General features: G+C 71.2%; 15 protein-coding genes and 1 pseudogene. 5 read left to right on the forward strand and 11 right to left on the reverse strand.

Going from position 1 to position 19,278, the window contains the following annotated elements:
* From ACWCSD_RS25795 to ACWCSD_RS25820, 6 genes are all read right to left on the reverse strand, one after another.
* Positions 1 to 602 (reverse strand): ATP-binding cassette domain-containing protein (locus tag ACWCSD_RS25795; RefSeq protein WP_449918511.1); only part of this gene is annotated, 602 nt, incomplete at its 3' end.
* Positions 595 to 1,581 carry an ABC transporter permease gene (locus tag ACWCSD_RS25800; protein WP_397159274.1) on the reverse strand — a complete coding sequence of 329 codons (987 nt, stop codon included), beginning with the start codon at positions 1,579 to 1,581 and terminating at the stop codon, positions 595 to 597. The genes ACWCSD_RS25800 and ACWCSD_RS25795, both read right to left, overlap by 8 nt.
* Complete coding sequence (locus tag ACWCSD_RS25805; RefSeq protein ID WP_397159272.1) at positions 1,578 to 2,507, reverse strand: ABC transporter permease; 930 nt, start codon at positions 2,505 to 2,507, stop codon at positions 1,578 to 1,580. Before ACWCSD_RS25805 ends, ACWCSD_RS25800 begins: the two co-directional genes overlap by 4 nt.
* A complete protein-coding gene (locus ACWCSD_RS25810) occupies positions 2,494 to 4,152 on the reverse strand; it encodes an ABC transporter substrate-binding protein (RefSeq protein ID WP_449918515.1) in 1,659 nt (552 codons plus the stop codon). The genes ACWCSD_RS25805 and ACWCSD_RS25810 overlap by 14 nt, the downstream gene beginning before the upstream one ends.
* A gap of 309 nt (positions 4,153 to 4,461) precedes the next feature.
* Positions 4,462 to 5,163, reverse strand: coding sequence for a response regulator (locus tag ACWCSD_RS25815; RefSeq protein ID WP_449918518.1), 702 nt, complete (start codon positions 5,161 to 5,163; stop codon positions 4,462 to 4,464).
* Positions 5,160 to 6,437: a sensor histidine kinase gene (locus tag ACWCSD_RS25820; RefSeq protein WP_449918521.1), complete on the reverse strand. Its 1,278-nt coding sequence runs from the start codon at positions 6,435 to 6,437 to the stop codon at positions 5,160 to 5,162. The genes ACWCSD_RS25815 and ACWCSD_RS25820 overlap by 4 nt, the downstream gene beginning before the upstream one ends.
* 494 nt (positions 6,438 to 6,931) lie before the next feature.
* Here ACWCSD_RS25820 and ACWCSD_RS25825 point away from each other — a divergent pair, with 494 nt between their 5' ends.
* On the forward strand, positions 6,932 to 8,227 hold the full coding sequence (locus ACWCSD_RS25825) for an alpha/beta hydrolase (protein ID WP_449918524.1): 1,296 nt from the start codon (positions 6,932 to 6,934) through the stop codon (positions 8,225 to 8,227).
* 43 nt (positions 8,228 to 8,270) lie between these two features.
* Here ACWCSD_RS25825 and ACWCSD_RS25830 read toward each other — a convergent pair whose 3' ends face one another.
* Both ACWCSD_RS25830 and ACWCSD_RS25835 read right to left on the reverse strand, forming a co-directional pair.
* Positions 8,271 to 10,805, reverse strand: coding sequence for an excinuclease ABC subunit UvrA (locus tag ACWCSD_RS25830; protein ID WP_449918526.1), 2,535 nt, complete (start codon positions 10,803 to 10,805; stop codon positions 8,271 to 8,273).
* A 141-nt stretch (positions 10,806 to 10,946) separates the two neighbouring features.
* The gene (locus ACWCSD_RS25835; protein ID WP_449918529.1) at positions 10,947 to 11,291 is read right to left on the reverse strand and encodes a hypothetical protein; all 345 of its coding nucleotides are present in this window, start codon (positions 11,289 to 11,291) and stop codon (positions 10,947 to 10,949) included.
* 136 nt (positions 11,292 to 11,427) lie between these two features.
* Here ACWCSD_RS25835 and ACWCSD_RS25840 point away from each other — a divergent pair.
* Positions 11,428 to 11,637, forward strand: a pseudogene (locus ACWCSD_RS25840) (IS481 family transposase); the annotation flags it as partial.
* Here ACWCSD_RS25840 and ACWCSD_RS25845 read toward each other — a convergent pair.
* Together ACWCSD_RS25845 and thrC are read right to left on the reverse strand one after the other, a co-directional pair.
* A complete protein-coding gene (locus tag ACWCSD_RS25845; RefSeq protein ID WP_449918531.1) occupies positions 11,634 to 12,116 on the reverse strand; it encodes a nuclear transport factor 2 family protein in 483 nt (160 codons plus the stop codon). The pseudogene ACWCSD_RS25840 and the gene ACWCSD_RS25845 sit on opposite strands and share 4 nt — an antisense overlap.
* A gap of 504 nt (positions 12,117 to 12,620) precedes the next feature.
* A complete protein-coding gene (gene thrC, locus ACWCSD_RS25850; RefSeq protein WP_449918534.1) occupies positions 12,621 to 13,685 on the reverse strand; it encodes a threonine synthase in 1,065 nt (354 codons plus the stop codon).
* A gap of 55 nt (positions 13,686 to 13,740) precedes the next feature.
* Between thrC and ACWCSD_RS25855 the strand changes: the two genes are divergently transcribed.
* A complete protein-coding gene (locus ACWCSD_RS25855) occupies positions 13,741 to 14,553 on the forward strand; it encodes a MurR/RpiR family transcriptional regulator (protein ID WP_449918536.1) in 813 nt (270 codons plus the stop codon).
* 192 nt (positions 14,554 to 14,745) lie between these two features.
* Here the strand turns inward: ACWCSD_RS25855 and ACWCSD_RS25860 are convergent, their stop codons facing one another.
* Entirely contained in the window at positions 14,746 to 15,492 is a 747-nt protein-coding gene (locus ACWCSD_RS25860) for a TetR/AcrR family transcriptional regulator (protein WP_449918539.1), read from the reverse strand.
* 126 nt (positions 15,493 to 15,618) lie between these two features.
* On the opposite strand from ACWCSD_RS25860, the gene ACWCSD_RS25865 reads away from it, so the two are divergent.
* Both ACWCSD_RS25865 and ACWCSD_RS25870 read left to right on the forward strand, forming a co-directional pair.
* A complete protein-coding gene (locus tag ACWCSD_RS25865; protein ID WP_449918541.1) occupies positions 15,619 to 16,182 on the forward strand; it encodes a dihydrofolate reductase family protein in 564 nt (187 codons plus the stop codon).
* Between the two features lie 291 nt (positions 16,183 to 16,473).
* Positions 16,474 to 19,278, forward strand: a 2,805-nt coding sequence (locus tag ACWCSD_RS25870; RefSeq protein WP_449918544.1) for a helix-turn-helix transcriptional regulator, incomplete at its 3' end; no start/stop codon positions are given.

Here is a 19,278-nt window from a genome sequence, read left to right on the forward strand (position 1 = left end):
AGCCCGCGGAGCAGGGCCAGGATCTGCGCCTGCACCGTCACGTCGAGCGCGGTGGTCGGCTCGTCGGCGATGAGCAGCGCCGGCCGGTTCACCAGGGCCATCGCGATCACCGCGCGTTGCCGCATGCCGCCCGAGAACTCGTGCGGGAAGCGGCGTACGGCGTCCGCGGGCTCGGGGATGCCGACCCGGTCGAGCATCTCGACCGCACGGGCCCGCGCAGCGCGACGGGTGACCGACGGGTCGTGCAGGCGGACCGCCTGGGCGATGTGCGCGCCGATGTCGAGGTACGGGCTGAGCGCGGACATCGAGTCCTGGAACACCATGGCCACGTCGGAGCCGCGGGCCCGGCGCAGCTCGCGTTCGTCGGCGGAGAGCATCTCCCGGCCGGCGACGACGATCCGGCCCCGGGCGCTCGCCCCGCGCGGCAGGAGCCGCATGATCGCCCGGCCGGTGATCGTCTTGCCCGACCCCGACTCGCCGACCACGGCGAGCGTGCGGCCGCCGTCCAGCCTCACGGAGAGGTCCCGCACGACATCGGCGGTGAGGCCGCCGCCGGTGAACGAGACGCACAGGTCCTCGACCTGGAGTACGGGGTCAGGCACGGCGGATCCTCGGGTCGAGAAGCGGCATCAGCAGGTCGGCGATCAGGTTGCCGACGATGATGAGGAAGGCGGAGAAGAGCGTCACCCCGACGACGATGCTCAGGTCGGACTCGTTCACGCCGGACAGCAGCAGGTCACCGAGCCCGTGCAGGCTGAACACCTTCTCCGCGATCGCCGAGCCGCCCAGGAGCGCGGTGACGTCGAGCGCGAACATCGCCACGACCGGCACCATCACGCCGCGGACGGCGTGCCGGTTCACCCGCCGGGTCGACGCGCCGCGCGCGGTCATCGCGACGAGGTGGTCGGCCGAGAGTTCGTTGAGCAGCTGCGTGCGGGTGACCCGGATGTAGCCGGCGGCGAGGATGAACGACAGCACCATCCACGGGCCGATCAAATGCCAGGCCCAATCCGCCGGCGACTCCGAGAACGGCACGAAGCCGGAGTACGGCAGCGCGTTGAGCATGAAGCCGAAGACCTGGACGACGAGCAGGCCGACGAGGAAGGTCGGGACCGACAACCCGAACATCGCGAAGCCGATCGAGAACCGGTCCACGATCCCGCCCTTGCGTATCGCCGACAACGCGCCGAGGCCGATGCCCACGACGAGGCACAGGACGGCCGCGCCCAACGCGAGCGACAACGTGACGGGCAGCCGCTCGGCGATGAGCGTCGTGACGTCGCTGCGGTTCGGGAACGAGTAGCCGAAGCAGGGCGCCTGGCAGTGCACCTGCTGGGCGCCCTCGCCGTACGTGCGGCCGGCGAAGAGGCCCTTCACGAACTGGGCGTACTGCCACACCGGGCTCTGGTCGGTCTGCATGTAGGCGCTGACCTTGGCCCGGGTCTCGGGCGGGCACGGCTTGCCGCACATGGCGCGGGCCGGGTCCTTCGAGGCCCCGAAGAAGAGGGCTATCGTCACGAAGGCGATCGCGAGGAGCATGAACACCGCGGTGGCCATGCGGCGGGCAATGTAGACGATCATGCAGCATCCTCCATGCGCACGTCGAGGACGTCGCGGAGCGCGTCACCGGCGAGCGTGGCGCCGAATACGATCAGGAACACCACGGCGCCCGGGAAGAGCATGTACCAGACGTCCGCGCCGCTGTAGATCCACGGCAGCGAGTCCGAAAGCAGTTTGCCGAGGTCGGGAACGTCGCCACGCAGGCCGACCCCGAGGAACGACAGTCCCGCGACGACGCTGACGTTGCCGGGCAGTGACATCGCGAACAGGACGACGACCAGGCCGAAGAGGTGCGGCAGCATCTCCCGGCGGATGATCTGCCAGGGCGCGGCCCCGGTCGCGCGCGCCGCCTCGACGAAGGCGCGGGCGTTGACGGCGCCGGCCTGGGCGCCGATGATCCGGGCCGGGACGGTCCAGCCGAAGAAGGCCAGCACGAGCACGAGGACCAGGCCCCGCGGCATCTCCGGCGGCACGATCGCCATGATCGCGATGACGAACATCAGGCCCGGGAAACCGAACATGAAGTCGATCACCCGCCCCGCGACGGCGTTGAGCCAGCCGCCGAAGTACCCGATCGCCGTACCGAGGACGGCGGCGAAGGCGATCGACAGGATGCTCGCCCCGAACGCGATGAACAGCGACGAGCGGATGCCGTAGACGATCTGGGCGAACAGGTCGACACCCGTCACCGGGACGACACCGAGCCAGTGGTCGGCGCTGACGCCACCGAAGGCGCCCAGCGGACGGCCGCCGTCCGGGTCGAGCACGTCGGTGTGCAAGGTGTTCGGGTCCTGTCCCTCCATCCGCACGAGCAGCGGGGCGCAGAGCCCCGCGACGAGCGGCACCACCAGCATGACCAGGCCGGCGACGCCGGACCGCTTCCGGAGGAAGCGGCCGAGGACCGAGGCGCCCCGGCCCTCCGCCTGCTGGATCTCAGCGATCGACACCGACGACCAACTCGTTCGCGAACGGCGGGTAGGCGGGGACGAAGTAGTTCATGATCTTCGAACCGGCCAGGGCCTGCGTGCGCTGCACGAGGATCGGCACGACCGGGGCGTCCTCCATGATCTGCTTGTCGATCGCGGCCCACATCTTGGCGGCCTTGTCGAGGTCCGGCTCCGCGATCGCGGCGTCGATCGCGGCGTCCACCTCGGGGTCGGAGAACTTCGAGGCGTTTCCGCCGCCGTTGCCGATCTCGCTCGACGCGAACAGCGGCTGGATGGTGCTCATGCCGCTCGGGAAGTCCGCTCCCCAGCCGTTGGTCGTCATGTCGTAGTCGCCGTCGGCGGACGAGATGAGCTCGGACCAGGTGTTGGCGTCCAGGCCCTTGAGCTCGACCTTGACGCCGACCCGCGCCAGCGAGTTCTTGATGCTCTGGGCTTCCTTCTCCTCGATCGCGCTGACGTCGGTCGGATAGGTCAGCGTGAGCTTCAGGTCGGAGACGCCGGCGGCGGCGAGCAGTTCCTTCGCCTTGTCGACGTCGCCGGTGTCACCGCCGTCGTACAGGTTGTACTCGGTGTAGCCGGGGATGCCGGGCGTCATGATGGTCGAGGCGATCTGGCCGCCGAACTTCGGGCCGCCGTACACGCTCTGCACCTCGGCCTTGTTGATGGCGTAGTTGATCGCCTGCCGCACGCGGACGTCGGACAGGCCCGGGCGCTTGACGTTCATGGCGAGGTAGCGGAAGTAGCCCGAGGGGCCGTTGGCCATGCGGCCGGAGATCGACGGGTCGGACTGGATCCGCTGGAACTGCGACGGCGAGATGAGCGCGTTGCTGATCGCAGTCCGGTCCTCGCCCTTGTCGTCGATGAGGCGCTGCACGATCGTGTCGTTGTTCAGGCCCATGTCAAGGACGATCTTGTCCGGGCCGGCGAACCGCACCTGGTCGCTGTCGGCCGTCCAGTTCGGGTTACGGTCCAGCACCGCCTGCGCCCCCTTGCGGAAGCTCGTCACCTGGTACGGGCCGCTGGCGACCGGGTGCTCGCCGTAGGTCTCCGGCTTGGTGTCGGCGGCGGCCGGCACCGGCGCGAAGGCCGGCATGCTGACGATCCACGGCCAGTTGCCGAACGGACGCTTCAGCCGGAAGACGATCTTGTGGTCACCGGCGACCTCGATGGAGTCGAGCTCCTTGCCGTCGTACGGGCCGTCGTAGTCGGTGCCGCCGACCAGCAGCGTCTTGTGGTAGCCGAGGCCACCCTGGAACATCGGCGCGAACGACCGCTCGATGCCGTACTTCACGTCCTGCGCGGTGATGGGGCTGCCGTCGGAGAACTTCAAGCCCTCCTTCAACGTGAAGGTCCACGTCTTGCCGCCGTCGTCCGTCCTGCCGGTGTCGGTGGCGAGGTCCGGCACGAGCACCGTGTCCTTGTCGGGGAGCGTCCGCCACGACGTCAGCCCGCGGTGCACCCACCGCAGCCGGCTGGTCGGCACCATCTGCGCGTTGGCGGTCTCGAAGGACTCGGTCGCGCGCCGCGAGAGGTAGTGCAGAGTCCCGCCCTTGGGCACGGACTCCAGCGGCGCCGCGTTCCTGCCCTTCGTGGGCTCGGTGGACTGCGAGGTGGACTGCGAGTTCGCGTTGCAGCCCGCCGTCACGAGGGCCAAGACGAGCGCGAGCCCTGCGGGCAACACTCTCCGGGATCGATTCGCCATAGATCGCGCTTCCTGTGAAGCGGCCCCGATCGGTCGGGTCCGCTGTGGATCTCAGGAAGGGAGTCTGTTGGCGAGCGAGAGCACGCGTCCATCGAGGAGTTCTGCAACGGATCTTGCAGAAAATCTTAAAGATCGCGGGGATCCGTGCGCGCGGCGTCCATGATAGTCCGGCGGTCCCGGTGGCCGGAAGACCGGACCTGCCCGAACCGGAGGATGGGACGACCTGCGACCGATCCGGTGCGTTGCCGGGTATCAGGTGCGGTCTCCGGCTCCAGGGACGATCAAGCCGGTCTCGTAGGCGATGACCACGGCTTGGGCGCGGCTGGACAGCTTGAGCTTGGTCATGAGGCGGCCCAGGTGGGATTTGACGGTGGCCTCGGCGATGTTCAGGCGGGTGGCGATCTGCTGGTTGGTCAGGCCCTGGCCGACCAGGTGGAGCACGGCGGTTTCCTGGCTGGTGAGCCGGGCGAGCTCCTCGGGCCGGCGCCGGTCGGGTTCGGGGGCGGTGATGAAATGGTGGACCAGGCGCCGGGTGACGCTGGGCGCCAGCAGCACCTCGCCGCGGGCGACCGTGGCGATCGCGGCCAGCATCTGGTCGGCGGGGGTGTCCTTGAGCAGAAATCCCGAGGCGCCGGCGCGCAGGGCGGCGAAGACGTGTTCGTCCAGGTCGAAGGTGGTCAGGATGAGGATCTTCGGTGCCGGGCCGGCGGCGTGGGCGAGGATGTGGCGCGTGGCGGCGACGCCGTCCAGGTCGGGCATGCGGATGTCCATCAGGATGACATCCGGGGCGGTCGCCGCGGCCTGGGCGATGGCTTCGTGGCCGTCGGCGGCCTCGCCGACGACCGTGAGAGCGGCGTCGGTGCGGAGGAGGGCGACCAGGCCCGCGCGGACCAGGGCCTGGTCGTCGACGACCAGGACGCGGATGGTCCCGCGGCCGGTGTCGGGGCCGGTCATCGGGGTGCCCCGGGTCGTGGTGCGCTCTGCCGCGGGTGGGCCGTGGCGAAAGCGGGGTCGGCGAGCGGAGAGGCGGGCAGGTGGGCCGTGGCGAGAGCGGGCTCGGCGAGTGGGGAGGCGGGCAGGTGGGCCGTCACGGTGAAGCCGCCGTCCGTACGTGGGCCGGCGGTGAGGGTGCCGCCGTAGAGGGTGGCTCGTTCGCGCATGCCGATCAGGCCGTGCCCGTCGGCGCTGTGCCCGGTGGTGGCCGGGCCGCTGTTGCCGACCTGCAGCGTGACCGCGGCGGGCTGGTAGGTCAGGGTGAGGGTCACGTCGGCGTGTGGGGCGTGTTTGAGCACGTTGGTCAATGATTCCTGGGTGATGCGGTACAGGCACCGGTCCACGCCGGGCGGCAGCGGGCGTACCTGACCGGAGGTTTCCCGCCGGATCGACAGGCCGGACAGGCGTGAGCGTTCCAGCAGCGTGTCCAGCTGGGCCAGCCCCGGCTGCGGGGCGTAGGAGTCCTCGCCGGCGTCGGACGTGAGGCGCAGGACCGACAGCATGTTCCGGAGTTCGGCCAGTGCCTCGCGGGTGGTGGCGGCGATCGCGGTGAATGCGTCGCGTGCGGCGTCGGGCTCGGTGTCGATCAGGCGGCCGCCGGCACCGGACTGGATCGACACGACCGACAGGTGGTGGGCGACCACGTCGTGCAGTTCCCTGGCGATGCGCACGCGTTCTTCGGCGACCGCTCGCAGGGCTTTCTCCTCGCGTTCGATCTCCAGGTGGCGGGCGTGCTCGATGAGGTCCTGGTGGCGCAGCCGGCGGCTGCGCACCCCCTCCCCGATGGCCCAGGCCGCGCCGAGCTGAAGCGCGTTCTCGACCAGGCTTTTGACGATCGCGAAGGTCAGCCCGGACCTGATGAGGTCGGGAACGAGGATGCCCGCCATCAACGCCAGGGCCACGACGCCGTCGCGGTGGCCCTCCCGGCGGTAGGCCGCGACGGTGTAGAGGCTGACCAGCACCGGCGGGGCCTGGAATCCGTTGGGGTAGCCGGCCAGGCCGCAGCCGATCAGGCCCGCCGTGATCACCGCGAGGACGGCGATGGGGTGGCGCCTGCGCAGCACCAGCGGCGCGCTGGTGAGCACCGCCAGCAGGTACGCCAGCACGACCGGGTCATGGGCGGACAAGGCGGCCTGCGTCACCGCCAGCGCGGTCGACACACCGGCCAGCAGGCTGTCGGCGACCATCACCGGCAAGCCGCGCCACCAGCGGCCCCATCGTCGCACCACGTTCATGAGACGAAGGTAGCCGCCAGCATGACCCGCTTTGTCCTCCTTTGGGAGGAGTCGTCGTTAGGGCAGCGGTTGCAGAGAAGCGGGCGGTTGGTGTGCCGGTGGCAGGGCCCGGATCGACCTTCCGCACGATGTCCAGGGGCTGCTCAGGCCCCTAGTTTTGAATACAGCCGGTGATCAGTGATCAACAGGGGGCACCCCTGAGACCGGACACATCACTACCGGAGCGTCGAAATCCGACGCGCGCCGGATCCGCAGGAAACAACCCCTTCACCAAGGAACGACGCATGCTCCTCATCAAGAGTGGAACGGCTGCCGCAGTGGCACTCACGGCCGGAATCGGATTGGGCGCCGCCGGACCGGCGCAGGCGGCCACCCCCCTGGACCGCTTCCACCATCAGACGATCACCTGGCGCGCCTGCGCAACCGGACCCGGCGATCAGCTGGGCGAACAGATGGACGCCGCCGGTGCTCGATGCGCCACCGTCCTGGTCCCGATGGACTACCGCAGACCGCAGGGGCGGACCCTCACCATCGCGATCTCCCGGATCAAGGCCACCGATTCCTCCCGGCGCCGCGGCGTCTTGCTGCTCAACCCCGGCGGCCCTGGAGGCGCCGGCCTCTCGATGACGCTCCTGGGCAAGGCGATGCCCGAGGTCGCGGCCCGTTACGACCTGGTGGGCATGGACCCCCGATTCGTCGGCCGCAGCACCCCGATCAACTGCCGGTGGCAGACCGACACCTTCCTCCGCTCGGCGGGACCCGACCGGCGTACCTTCGACGAGGGGGTGCGCCTGGCCGAACAGTTGGCGGCGGGCTGCGCCAAGGGCAATCTCCAGACCCTGCCGTACGCCACGACCAGGAACACCGCACGCGACATGGACGTGATCCGGGCCGCGCTCGGCGAGCAGAAGCTGTCCTACCTCGGCTACTCCTACGGCACCTACCTGGGTGCGACCTACCTGCAGATGTTCGGCTCGCGGGCCGACCGGGTGGTGCTCGACAGCGCCGTCGACCCGCAGGTGTACGGCCCGCGCATGTTCTCACGCGCCGCCCCCGCGATGGACGCCGCGCTGCGGCGCTGGGCGTCCTGGGCCGCGTCACATGACAAGGAGTACGGATTGGGCGGGACCCGTGACGCCGTCCTGGCGACCGTGGAGAAGATCAACCGGCATCCCGTGAAGATCGGCGCATACCGCGTCGATGCCCATGTCGTGCCGTACTGGCTGTTCGCACGCCTCTACAGCGACGGCCCGCAGTCCTATGCCGTCCTCGCCGAGGAGGCGCGGACGCTGAGCCGCGGCGGCGAGACCCCGCCGCCCGCCTCGCTGAAGGAATTCCTCGACGGCCTGTTCACCGGTTCCGGAGAGGCCTCGGACCGGGCGGGCACGGCGATCCTGTGCGGTGACCGGGCCGCACCCCGCGACCCGGCGACCTACTACCGCGACATCCAGCGGCACCGCACCGCCGAACCACTGTTCGGGCCGCTCGCCCGCAACATCTCCCCGTGCGCGTTCTGGCCGGTCAAGCCGCTTGAGGCGCCCACGAGGATCGGCAACTCCGTACCGGCGTTGATCGTCGGCGCGGCCGGCGACCCCGCGACGCCCTATCCGGGCCAGCAGGCCATGCACCGGGCGCTGACCGGCTCCCGCATGATCACCTTGAACGACGCCTTCCGCCACGGCGTCTACCTCGCGGCGGGCAACGCCTGCGTCGACACCAAGGTCACCAGCTACCTGGTCGACGGTGTCCTGCCCGGTGAGGACGTCACCTGCGGCCGCCCGGCCGTCTGACACGTTCGCGCCCCATCACCAGCCGCCCCGGCCGGAACCGGCCTCATCGTCCCCGACGACCTGTTCCGGCGAGCCGCGGCCCTTCCAGGAGCGGCAGGCCCGCCGCGTACCGCCGGAAGAAGCCGGCGGTCGGGGTGTTCGCGGTTGCGACGGCGTCCGGGGTGCCCTCCGCGACCACCGCGCCCCCGTCCGGACCGGCTCCCGGCCCCAGGTCGATCACCCAGTCCGCGGACGCGGCGACGGGGATGTCATGTTCGGCCACGACGACGGTGTCGCCCGAGTCGAGCAACACGTCGAACGCGTCCACCACCCGCTGGACGTCAGAGGGGTGCAGGCCCGAGACGGGTTCGTCGAGAACGACAAGACCGGCCTTGCGGCCCGCGGCGCCGCGCTGGATGGCGGAGGCCAGCTTCAGCCGCTGCGCCTCGCCGCCGGACAACTCCGTGGCGCTCTGGCCGAGCTGCAGATAGCCGAGCCCGACCTGGTTCAAGGCTCCCAGGGTCTCGGCGAGTTGCCGGGGTTCGGAGAACTGCTCCACCGCCTCGGCGACGGTCAGCTCCAGCACCTGATCGATGGCCAGTCCCTGGTACGTGATCTCCAAGGCCTCCGGCGTGTAGCGCCGCCCCTGGCATGCGTCGCAGACCACCCACACATCCGGCAGGAAGTGCATGTCGACCAGCTTGCGGCCATAACCGGTGCAGGGTTCGCAGCGGCCACCGCCCGCGGTGTTGAAGCTGAACCAGGACGCGTTGACCCCACGTGCGCGTGCCATGTCGGTACCGGCGAACAGCTTACGGACGACGTCGAACGCCTTGCTGTAGGTGGCCGGGTTGGATCGCGGCGTGCGCCCGAGCGGTTCCTGATCGACGACGGCGACCCAGTCGAACCCCTCCAGGCCGGTCACCTGTCGCACGGTGTCGGTCGTCGTCCCGTTCAGAGCGGCCTCCGCGCTCGCCGCGAGCGCGCCGAGCAGGCTGCTCTTGCCGCTGCCGCTCACCCCGGTCAGGCAGGTGAGCCGGCCGGCGGGGAAACGCACCACGTCTGCGGTCACGTTGTGCGCACGCAGGCCGTGCAGCTCCACCCAGCCGGTGTCATCCCCGGCCGGACGGCGGGTCCGGCGCAGCCGTGGCCCCTCACCGGCCAGGTAGCGTCCGGTCAGTGACGCAGGGTGGGCGGCCGCGTCGGCGGGAAGCCCCGACACCAGGATCTCACCGCCGAGGCGGCCCGCGCCGGGCCCCATGTCGATCACCCAGTCGGCCCGGGCGATCAGTTCGGGGTCGTGCTCGACCAGGAGCACCGTGTTGCCGGCCTTGCGCAGCTCCAGGGCGATGTCGAGCAGGTGCGCCTTGTCCGCCGGATGCAGCCCGGTCCCGGGCTCGTCCAGGACGAAGACGATGCCGCTGAGCTCGGTGCTGAGCTGCGCGGCGAGCCGGGTTCGCTGCAACTCGCCCCCGGACAGTGTCGCCGCGCTCCGGGACAGCTGGAGATGGGCCAGGCCGAGGCGGTCGAGGATCCCGAGTCTGCGGCCCAGGTCCTGCAGCAGCGGCTCACCCACCTCGCGCTGCCGGGCGTCCAGGTCGCCGGCCACCCGCTCGGCCCAGCCGCGTACCTCCCGTACGTCCACCTGGAGCAGGTCGGGAAAGGTCAGCCCGCCGAGCCGCACGGACCGGGCCACCTGGTCGTACCCGCTGCCGCCGCAGGTGCCGCACGGCTGCTTGCGCATGTACGGCAGGTAGCGCTGCTTGGCGCTGGCGGTCTGGGCGTTCAGGAACACCCGCTCCACCTCGGCCAGCGCCCCCCGCAGCGGCTGGCTGGAGGTGTAGGTCACCGAGACCGTCTCCTTCTTGCTGGTCATGTCGACGGTCGCCTCGACCTTCTCCTCACCTGTGCCGTACAGCACGCAGTGGCGGAACTCCGCCGGCAGCGACCGCCATGGCAGGCCGAGGTCCACGCCGCGCTTGTCGGCGAGCGCCGGCACGAACGCGTGCTCCCCCGACCGCCACCTGGCGTACCAGGGCGAGGCCCCCTCGAAGAGGGGAAGCTCCGGACGGGTGATGATGAGGTCCTCCTGCGCCTGCCAGCGCCCGCCCACGCCGTGACAGTCCGCGCAGCTGCCTTCCGGGGTGTTGCGGTCGAAATGAGCGGTCGTCAGATGCCCGTTGACGCTCTGCGCCGCCGGGTCCGCGCCGATCCCCGGCAGGCGCGAGTACAGCAGTCCCAGATGCCCGTCGATGCCGGTGATCGTCGCGACCGTGGACCGGGGGTTGCGGTTCAGGCGGCGCTGGTCGACCGCGAGCGTCGCGCCGAGTCCCAGGATGCGGTCGACCTTCGGCCGATTGCGCTGGGTGATGTACTGCCGTACGAACGGCGAAAGCCCCTCCAGGTAGCGCAGCTGGGCCTCGTTGTGCAGGGTGTCGATGGCCAGCGAGGTCTTGCCGCTGCCGCTCACCCCGGTGAAGGCGGTGAGCCACCCCTTGGGGATGCTCACCGACACGTCCCGCAGATTGTTGGTACGAGCCCCCACCACCTCGATGGCCTCTCGCCCCATGCTGGCGACGTCCCGTACGAACGCAGTCAACCTTGATCCACCCTCTCGCAACACAGCAGAACACGGGCGGACGGACTCCATCCATGTCGAACAAGTCGATTCCGCCACTACGCGGCCGTTCGATCAGCCCCCTCGGCACCTGGCCGGTCCGGATTCGACCCATGCCGCAGATCAAGACCGGGACACCCCGGCGAGCTTGTCGATGCCTGAGTACGCGAGCAGGTACGGCCGGTCCGCCGCCGGCTTCCCGTCCTCGGGGTTGCGGATCTCCACTTTGCCGTGCGTGGACACGCCCAGATCCTCACCGCGCATGTGTGCGGCGCCGGCGGCAGGACGGGCGGCCGGGTGACGGGCCTTGGCGGCGCTGCGCGCCGTGCCGATTCGGGTGATCTGCTCCACGGTCAGGGTGTTCGCTGTGACGATCGGGCGGAGGTGCGAGGTGGAGCGGGACAGGGAGGCTTCGAGGAGAGTCTGAAGCTCCTTGAGTTCCTTGAGCTCTTCGGGCGTTTCGCGCATTGAGGTCCTTGTCTATCCATGAGGCCCCCGGTCCACACCCACATCGGCGCCGACCGGTGCATTGAGGATCACTCGGAAACCCGACGCCTTGTGTCATGTTTTCATCCCTGTCCTGTCCCGGGACATGCTTGACACGTCGATCCCAAGACTGCTGACCGACAAAGGCTCCTGCTACCGCACCCTGCTGGACGAACGGGCCTACGCCCGGCCCTACGCCTCAGAGATCGAACGCCGCCAAGTCCTGCCGTACTGGCTGCACACCTATAATCACCACCGCGGCCAGTCCGCACTGGCAGGTCTGCCACCAGCCGGCCGCGTACCCAACCTCACGGGACAGAACAGCTAGACGTCGTCGTCCGGGCGTAGGGCGTTCAGGACCGCAGAAGTGTCCAGGTAGAACGGGTGTATCTCGGTGATGCGATCATCCTTGATCGTCATCAGCTGCATCACCGAGGTCTCCAAGGCCCGGCCGGTGGCGCGGGCGCGCAGGATGCCGCGGTTCCAGACCACGACACTGTCGCCGTCGACCACATACTTCTGCTCCAGGAACTCCAGGGACTGCCATACCTCGCTCATGGCGGCCATGAACTGCTCGATGCCGCTCGGTCCGCGCCAGATGCCCCCGTAGGGCAGGGAGTCCGCCTGGTACATCACGACCTCTGGGTCCAGGCACTCGGCAAGCTCACCGAAATCGGCCTTGCCGAAGCCTCCTGCGGCGATATAGGCGACTTCCGCCCGATAGAACCTCTCCAGCACTGCCAGTGAGCTCCCGCCCTCGTCGCCCCCCGAAGCCGGACCGTCATCCGTCATTGCTTCTGCCATCATCCGCTCATCATGTCCGCCCCCGACAGGATGCATCCGGCGGAAATCGGACCTGTGGGCGGCAAGCCCGCCACCGACGACCGGCCCGCACTGGACGCGGTGTCCTCCCTCCGGGCGGGGTCATTACGCCTGCCGATGATGACATCCGCCCAGGTCAGGCTGCCTCGCGAGGTCCTCCGCCGGCTGCGGCTGCTCACCCGCCCGGACACCGTCTTACGCCGGCATCGCGATCTGATGAGACGTCGTCACGCTCGTACCTGTCGGCCGAAGCGGCCTGGCCGCCCACCCACGGTCCGCTCCATCCGTGCCCTCATCCTGCGTCCGGTTCGGGAGAACCACACCATCACCTGAACAGGCAGACGGATCCGCGTGCCGCTCGTCCGCGGCCGATCGAAGGAGTGACGCAGGAATCCCGCGCGCATCGGTGATCTCCCGGCCCCGGCAGAACAGGTAGGCGGCCAGCGGTGTGCTGCCCCACCCAGCGCACGCGCCGGGGCGCGCCTGGGATCAGACGGCGAGGCCGAGGGCTTGGGCCACGGCCGAGGTGGCCGAACTGGTTTCCGTCGCGGTGTAGCCGCCGCGCAGGGAGGCGTCCTGGTCTTTCAGGCCGTTGCCGCTCAGCGTGATCACGATCCGCCGGCCCGGCGCGAGGTTGCCCCGGGCGTGCTGGTCGAGGAGCCCGGCGATCCCGGCGGCCGAGGCGGGCTCGGCGAAGACGCCGTCGCGCCTCGCGACCAGCTCGTACGCCTCGAAGATCTGCGCGTCGGTCACCGCGGCGATCAGCCCGCCGGACCGGTCGCGGGCGTCGAGCGCGCCGTCCCAGGTGGCCGGGCTGCCGATGCGGATCGCGCTCGCCGCGGTCTCGGGATCGGCGACCGGCGTGCCGTGGACGAGCGGCGCGGCCCCCGCCGCCTGGAAGCCCCACATGCGCGGCGACCGGCCGGACAGCCCCACCTGCTCGTAGGCGCGGTAGCCGCCCCAGGTGGCGGTGATGTTGCCGCCGTTCCCGACGGGCAGGCAGTGGATGTCGGGCGCGTCGCCGAGCGCGTCCACGATCTCGTAGGCGACCGTGCGCTGCCCCGCCAGGCGCAGCTCGTTGCCGACCGAGTTGACCAGCGCGATCGGGTGGTGGGCGGCGAGCTCGCGGGCGACGCGCAGGCAGTCGTCGAACGTGCCGTCGATCTCGACGATCCGCGCGCCGTAACGGACCGCCTGCCCCAGCTTGGCGAGCGCGACCCGCCCCTTCGGCACGAGCACGGCGGCCGTCAGCCCGGCGCGCGCGGCGTAGGCGGCGGCCGAGGCGCTGGTGTTGCCGGTGGAGGCGCACACGGCAAGCTCGGCGCCGGCCTCGGCGGCCCTGCTGATCGCCACGGTCATCCCACGGTCCTTGAACGACCCCGTGGGGTTGGCGCCCTCGACCTTCAGCCAGACCTCGCAGCCGGTCACCGCGGACAGGTGCGCCGAGCGCAGCAGCGGGGTGTTGCCCTCGTTGAGCGAGACGGCGGGCGTGTCGGTGGTGACCGGGAGCCAGCGCCGGTAGCCGCTGTCGATCAGTCCGTTCCAGGTACTCATACCGGCGACCGTAACATTCGTTTCATTAACTCCGCCACGTGTAACATTTGTCAGCATGGATGAGGATCCGGTGACGAACCGGCTCAGCGCGGTCTACCCTGAACTGCCACCGGGCGAGCGGGCCGTCGTGCGGGCGCTGCTCGACGACCACCCCTTCGCCGCGCTCGGCTCGCTGCGCGCGCTCGCCGAGCGTGCCGGGGTCAGCCCGCCGACCGCCTCCCGGCTGTTCGACCGGCTCGGGTACGCGGGATTCGCCGGGTTCCAGGCGGCCGTGCGCGACGGCGTCCGCGACCGGTCGCGCCTACGCGAGTTCGTCGCCCGTCCGCCCGGCACCCAGCGGGCCGCCGAAGACCTGCGTGCCGGGCTCGACAGCACCCTCGCCGCCGTCACCGAGCCCCTGCTCGACGCCGTCGGCGACCTGCTGGCCGGAGCCGCGTCGGTCTGGGCGCTCGGCGGGCCGCTCAGCGAGCTGGCCGCCGAATACCTGATCAGGCAGCTCGCCGGCCTGCGTCCGGGGGCGCATCGGGTGCCCGACTCGGCGTCCGCGCGTGCCCGTACGCTGCTCGACCTGGGCGGTTCTGCGGCCGTGGTCGCGTACGACTTCCGGCGCTACTCCCCCGCGACGGCCCGCTTCACCGAGGCCGCGTGCGCCCGCGGGGCGCGGCTGGCGCTGATCACCGACGCCGGGGAGTCGCCGCTCGCGGCGCGGGCGGAGGTGCTGATCAGGCTGCCGCGCGAGGCCGCCGGGCCGATCGCGCCGCTCGCGCACCAGATCGCCGTCACCGAGCTGCTGCTGGTCGCCGTGGCGGCCCGCCTAGCCCCCGCCGGACGCCTGGCCGACCTCGACGCGCTCACCGACATGTTGTGAACCGCTACGACGCGGCCGGCAGCAGCCGCGACACCTCCTGGCCTCGCGCCTCGCGGTGGAGGAGCAGCTTGGCGATCTCGCCGCGATGCCCCGAGTCGGGCCTGCGGGCAGGGCGAGGCTGATCGTCGCGACCAGCCGGAATCCGGCCGTCGGTGGGCAGATCGGGTTCGGGGGCCCGCTGGTGGTCGCCGCTTACGGAGGATCTGGGCGCGAAGCCGTTTGTTCGTCGCCGTTGTCGTGGGTGCGTTGAGTGATGGTGCGTTCGAGGCCGTCGAGGAGGGCGAGGAGGCCGAATTCGCGGGTGGTGGTGGTTGAGGGGATGGCCACGGTGGTGGCCAGCAGCGGGAAGCGGCCGGCGTTGAGGAGTAGCAGGTCGCGCATGATGGGGGCGGCGCTGCCGTCCGTCCAGGTCTGAGTGCCCTGGGTGGCGGCCGGGTGGGTGGCGCGGATGTGGTGGGACACCATCATGACGGCGTCGAGCCGTTCGCGTTCGGTCAGAGGGGTGTCGGTGAGGGCGCTGAGGGCTGTTTCGGTCCATGCGGTCTCGCGTGGGCCCATGACGCGATCGCCCACGGTGACCGACGGCAGCCAGGGGTGGCGCCGCCAGACGGTGGACAGTCCGCGGGCGTACTCCTCCAGCTTGGCCCGCCAGCCGGCGGTCCCGCTCAGGTCGGGGGGTGTGCCGACCGCCGCCTCGATCATGATGGCCATCAGCTCTGTCTTGCCGTTGACGTAGCGGTACAGGGCCATCTTGGTGAGGCCGAGCTCGGCGGCGATGCGGTGCATGGAGACCGCCTCCAGGCCCTCGGCATCGGCGACCTTGACGGCGGTGTCGGCCAGCCGGGCGAGGTCGAAGGCGGGCCTGGGACCTCTGCTGCGCGGCTTGCGCAGGCCCCACAACAGTTCGGCCAGTGCCCTCGGATCCTCGTTGACCGCCACGTCGACTCCCGCTTGCCATCCGCCAAAACTGTCTCTACCGTACACAGTGTTCTGGGGACACAGTTGACTCCGGCCCCGGGCGCAGGCTGTGGCCGAGGGGCCACGCCGTGAACCAAGGAGTGGGCCATGTCCAAATCAGTGCTCGACATGTCGATGTCCCTCGACGGGTACATCGCCGATCCCAACGACTTCCTCGGCGGCGACGACGGGGAGCGGCTGCACAAGTGGGCCGACTCGGACCAGCATCCCGGGCCGGTCAAGCAGTTCCAGGACGAATGGAACGGAGCTGGTGCGATCCTCGCGGGACGGCGGACCGCTGAGCTCATGGACCACTGGGGCGGCTCTCACGGCGGTCTGCCGATCTTCGTCCCCAGCCACCGGCCGCCCGGCCCGGCCGCCAGGTGGGGCTATCCGCTGGTGACCTACGTGAACGACGGGATCGAAAGCGCGATGGCGCAGGCGAAGGCCGCCGCCGGGGAACGGGACGTCCAGATTCGTGGTGGCGCGTACACGGTGCAACAGGCCCTTGAGGCCGGGGTGCTGGATGAAGTGCAGATCCACCACATTCCAGTACTCCTGGGCGCGGGGCGCCGGTTGTTCGACGTCCTGCCGTCGGAGATCGAGTTGGAGATCATTCAGGTGATCGACACCCCAGAGGCCACCCACATCCGCTACCGCGTCCGCCGCTGAGCCGATCGGCCACGGACCGGGCTCGGCGTTACCGGGCCCCCTGGATCATGAGATCTGGAGGCGAGAGGGGCCCTGCGTGGCGATAAGGGGGTATTTCGGAGGAGTTCAAGGCCGTCCTGACGCGGCTCAAGGAGCTGGTGCCCGAGCCGGCCGGCCAGCACGGCGAGCCGCTGCCGTGAGGCGCGTCGGCCTCGCGCGGCCACTCCCGTCGCGGCGGCCGAGCCCCATGGATCAGCCGCCAGGTAAGACAGACGTGACATTTGATGCGTGCGGCGCTTCAATGGCTCGATTATGGACGATGCCGAAATGGCGGCGGAGCGGGTGATCTCGCCCGTCCTCGTCGGCCGGGACGTGGAGCTGCGGCGGCTGCGGGCGGCGGTGCGGCGTCCCCCGGCCGTCGTCATGATCGAGGGCGAGGCCGGCATCGGCAAGACGCGGCTGGTCAGCGAACTGGCCGCCGAACTGCGTGACCGGCCGCCACCCGCCGCCGAGCCGCCTGATCGGCCGCCGCTCGTCGGTGGGTGCCCGCAGATTCGGGAGCCGTTCCCGCTCGGGCCCGTCATCGAGGCGTTGCGCGGCGCGGCCGGGAGGCTGCCCGAGGGCGGCCTGTCGCCGGTGACCGGCGCGCTGCGCCCGCTGCTGCCCGAGCTCGCCGCCGTCCTCCCGGTCGAGCCCGGCCCGCTGGACGACCCCGCCGGGCTGCGGCATCGCGTGTTCCGCGGGCTCGCGGAGCTGCTCGCCGCGCTCGGCAGGGTCGTCCTGGTGCTGGAGGATCTGCACTGGGCCGACGAGCAGACGGTCGAGTTCCTCGGCTACCTGCTCGCCGACCCGCCGCCCGGGCTCGTCCTCGTGCTCACGTTCCGCGGTGAGGAGGCTGGTCCCGGTCTGCGGGCGCTCACTGCGCGGTTACGTCCTGAGCTCGCCCATGCCCACCTCGTGCTGGCCCCGCTGGACGCCGCCCGGACGAACGAGCTGACGGCCGCGATCCTGGGCACCGCGCAGGTGTCGGACGAGTTCGCCGCCTACCTGTGCGAGCGGACGTCGGGCCTGCCGTACGCCATCCAGGAGTTGGTCGCGCTGCTGCGGGCCCGCGGCGTCCTGGTCCAGCGCGGTACCAGGTGGGCGCGCAAGACGCTGGACGAGCTGGGCGTACCGGCCGGGGTGCGGGACTCCGTACTGGAACGGGTGCGCGGCCTGAGCGCGAACGCGCAGGCGGTGGCGGAGGCCGCGGCGGTGCTGCGGGTGGCCGTGCCGGTGCCCGATCTCGTGGCCACCTGCCGCGTACCGGAGCAGGACGCCCACGAGGGCCTGGACGAGCTCCTCGACCGCGGCCTGTTCGCCGAGCACGCCGGCACGGCGGGCTTCAGGCACGCGCTGGCCGTCCAGGCGGTGTACGGGAGCATCCCGCTGCCCAGACGCCAGGACCTGCACGTCCGCGCGGCCAAGGCGGTGGCGCGGCAGAATCCCACGCCGCTCGGCCAGATCGCCCACCACCACCGTCACGCCGGCCGGCACGACGCGTGGGTGGACGCCGCGGAGAAGGCGGCCGACCAGGCCGTGGCCCTCGCCAACGACGCGGAGGCCGAACGCCTGCTGGAGGCGGTCCTGCGGCACGCGCCCCTCGGCCCGGGACGCGAGGGCAGGCTCGCGGCGAAACTGGGCTGGGCGGGCGGTTACGCGCTGGGCGCCGACGAGCTCATCGGCCTGCTGCGCGCCGCCGCCGCCCGCCAGCCGCCCGGACCGGTGCGCGGCGAGCTGAACTACCTCATCGGGCTGAAGCTGGAGGCCGGGGGCGCCGCGCCGGAGCTCACCCGCGGGGCCATGATCGAGGCGGTCGCCGATCTCGCCGACCGACCGGTGCTGGCCGCGTACGCCATGGTGGGCCTGGGCATGCCGAGAACCCCCGGTGTCCCGCTCGCCGAGCACCTGCGCTGGCTCGACCTGGCGCTCGAACGGCTGCCCGAGATCGCGGAGCCCGAGCGGCGCATCTCCGTGCTCGGCAAGGTCGCCATGGTGCTGACCCTCGTCGGCGACCCGCGCGGGGCGAGCCTGACCGGGCAGGTCGTGGCGCGGACCGGCGGCCGTCCGACGAACCGGTGGGAGGTGGTGGCCTACGACTCGATCGGCGAGGTCGCCTGCCTGGCCGGGCATCACGACACCGCGTACCGCCTGCTGGACGCCGCGCTGGCCGAGGCGGCCGAGCACGACGTCACCGGCCTGATCGAGTCCAGGTGCCGGTTGAACCTGGCGGCTCTGGCGTACTGCCGGGGTTCCTGGGACGGCGTGGCGGACGAGCTCGAAGCGTTGCGGGTGCGTTTCGCCGACCTGCCCAGTTACCGTCTCACCGCGGACACCGTGTCCGGCTGCCTGGCCCTCGCGCGCGGGCGGGCCGACGCCGCGCGGCTCGACGACCTGGTGCGCGCGAACCTGGAGACGGGCGCGGCCGACGTGCTCGCGCTGCCGGTGAGCGCGCTGCTGCGGCTGGCCGTCGCACAGGACCGGGCCGGGGAGGCCGTGGCGCGTACCGGCGAGGCGTTCTCGTTGTGGGCGGCCAAGGGGTTGTGGCCGGTGGGTGTTCGGGCGGTTCCCGCGCTGGTCGAAGCCCTGGTGGGGCTGGACAGGGTCGAGGAGGCCGGGGAGCTGGTGTCACGTCTCGAAGGCGAGCTCGCCGCGCTGGACGCGCCGCTCGCGCGGGCGGCGCTCGGCCATGCGCGGGGCTTCCTGTCCGCCGATGCCGTGCGCTTCATGGACGCGGCGGCGTCGTACGAACGGCTGGGGGCGCCGTACGAGGCGGCGCAGGCGCGCGAGCACGCGGCCGGGCTGCTGCTCACCGCCGGTGACGAGCGGGGGGCGTCGATGCTGGAGGCCGCCCTGCACGCGTACGGCGGGCTCGGCGCCGCCTGGGACCTCGACCGGGCGGGCCGGCTGAGCAGGCGCTGGGGCCTGCCCGTACCGGCCCGGCATCGCGGCGGCCCGCGCGGTTACGGGTCCGCGCTCTCCCCCAGGGAGGACGCGGTGGCCAGGCTGGCCGCCACCGGCCTGACCAACAAGGAGATCGCCAAGGAGCTGTTCCTGTCGGCCAAGACCGTGGACAAG

It is taken from the genome of Nonomuraea sp. NPDC001684 (assembly GCF_053596515.1).

Bases quoted from the DNA above. Each gene is read 5' to 3' on its own strand.
- ACWCSD_RS25800 (WP_397159274.1), bottom strand. From the start codon at position 1,581: ATGATCGTCTACATTGCCCGCCGCATGGCCACCGCGGTGTTCATGCTC.
- ACWCSD_RS25815 (WP_449918518.1), bottom strand. From the start codon at position 5,163: ATGACCGGCCCCGACACCGGCCGCGGGACCATCCGCGTCCTGGTCGTC.
- ACWCSD_RS25820 (WP_449918521.1), bottom strand. From the start codon at position 6,437: ATGAACGTGGTGCGACGATGGGGCCGCTGGTGGCGCGGCTTGCCGGTG.
- ACWCSD_RS25825 (WP_449918524.1), top strand. From the start codon at position 6,932: ATGGACTACCGCAGACCGCAGGGGCGGACCCTCACCATCGCGATCTCC.
- ACWCSD_RS25835 (WP_449918529.1), bottom strand. From the start codon at position 11,291: ATGCGCGAAACGCCCGAAGAGCTCAAGGAACTCAAGGAGCTTCAGACT.
- ACWCSD_RS25845 (WP_449918531.1), bottom strand. From the start codon at position 12,116: ATGATGGCAGAAGCAATGACGGATGACGGTCCGGCTTCGGGGGGCGAC.
- thrC (WP_449918534.1), bottom strand. From the start codon at position 13,685: ATGAGTACCTGGAACGGACTGATCGACAGCGGCTACCGGCGCTGGCTC.
- ACWCSD_RS25855 (WP_449918536.1), top strand. From the start codon at position 13,741: ATGGATGAGGATCCGGTGACGAACCGGCTCAGCGCGGTCTACCCTGAA.
- ACWCSD_RS25865 (WP_449918541.1), top strand. From the start codon at position 15,619: ATGTCCAAATCAGTGCTCGACATGTCGATGTCCCTCGACGGGTACATC.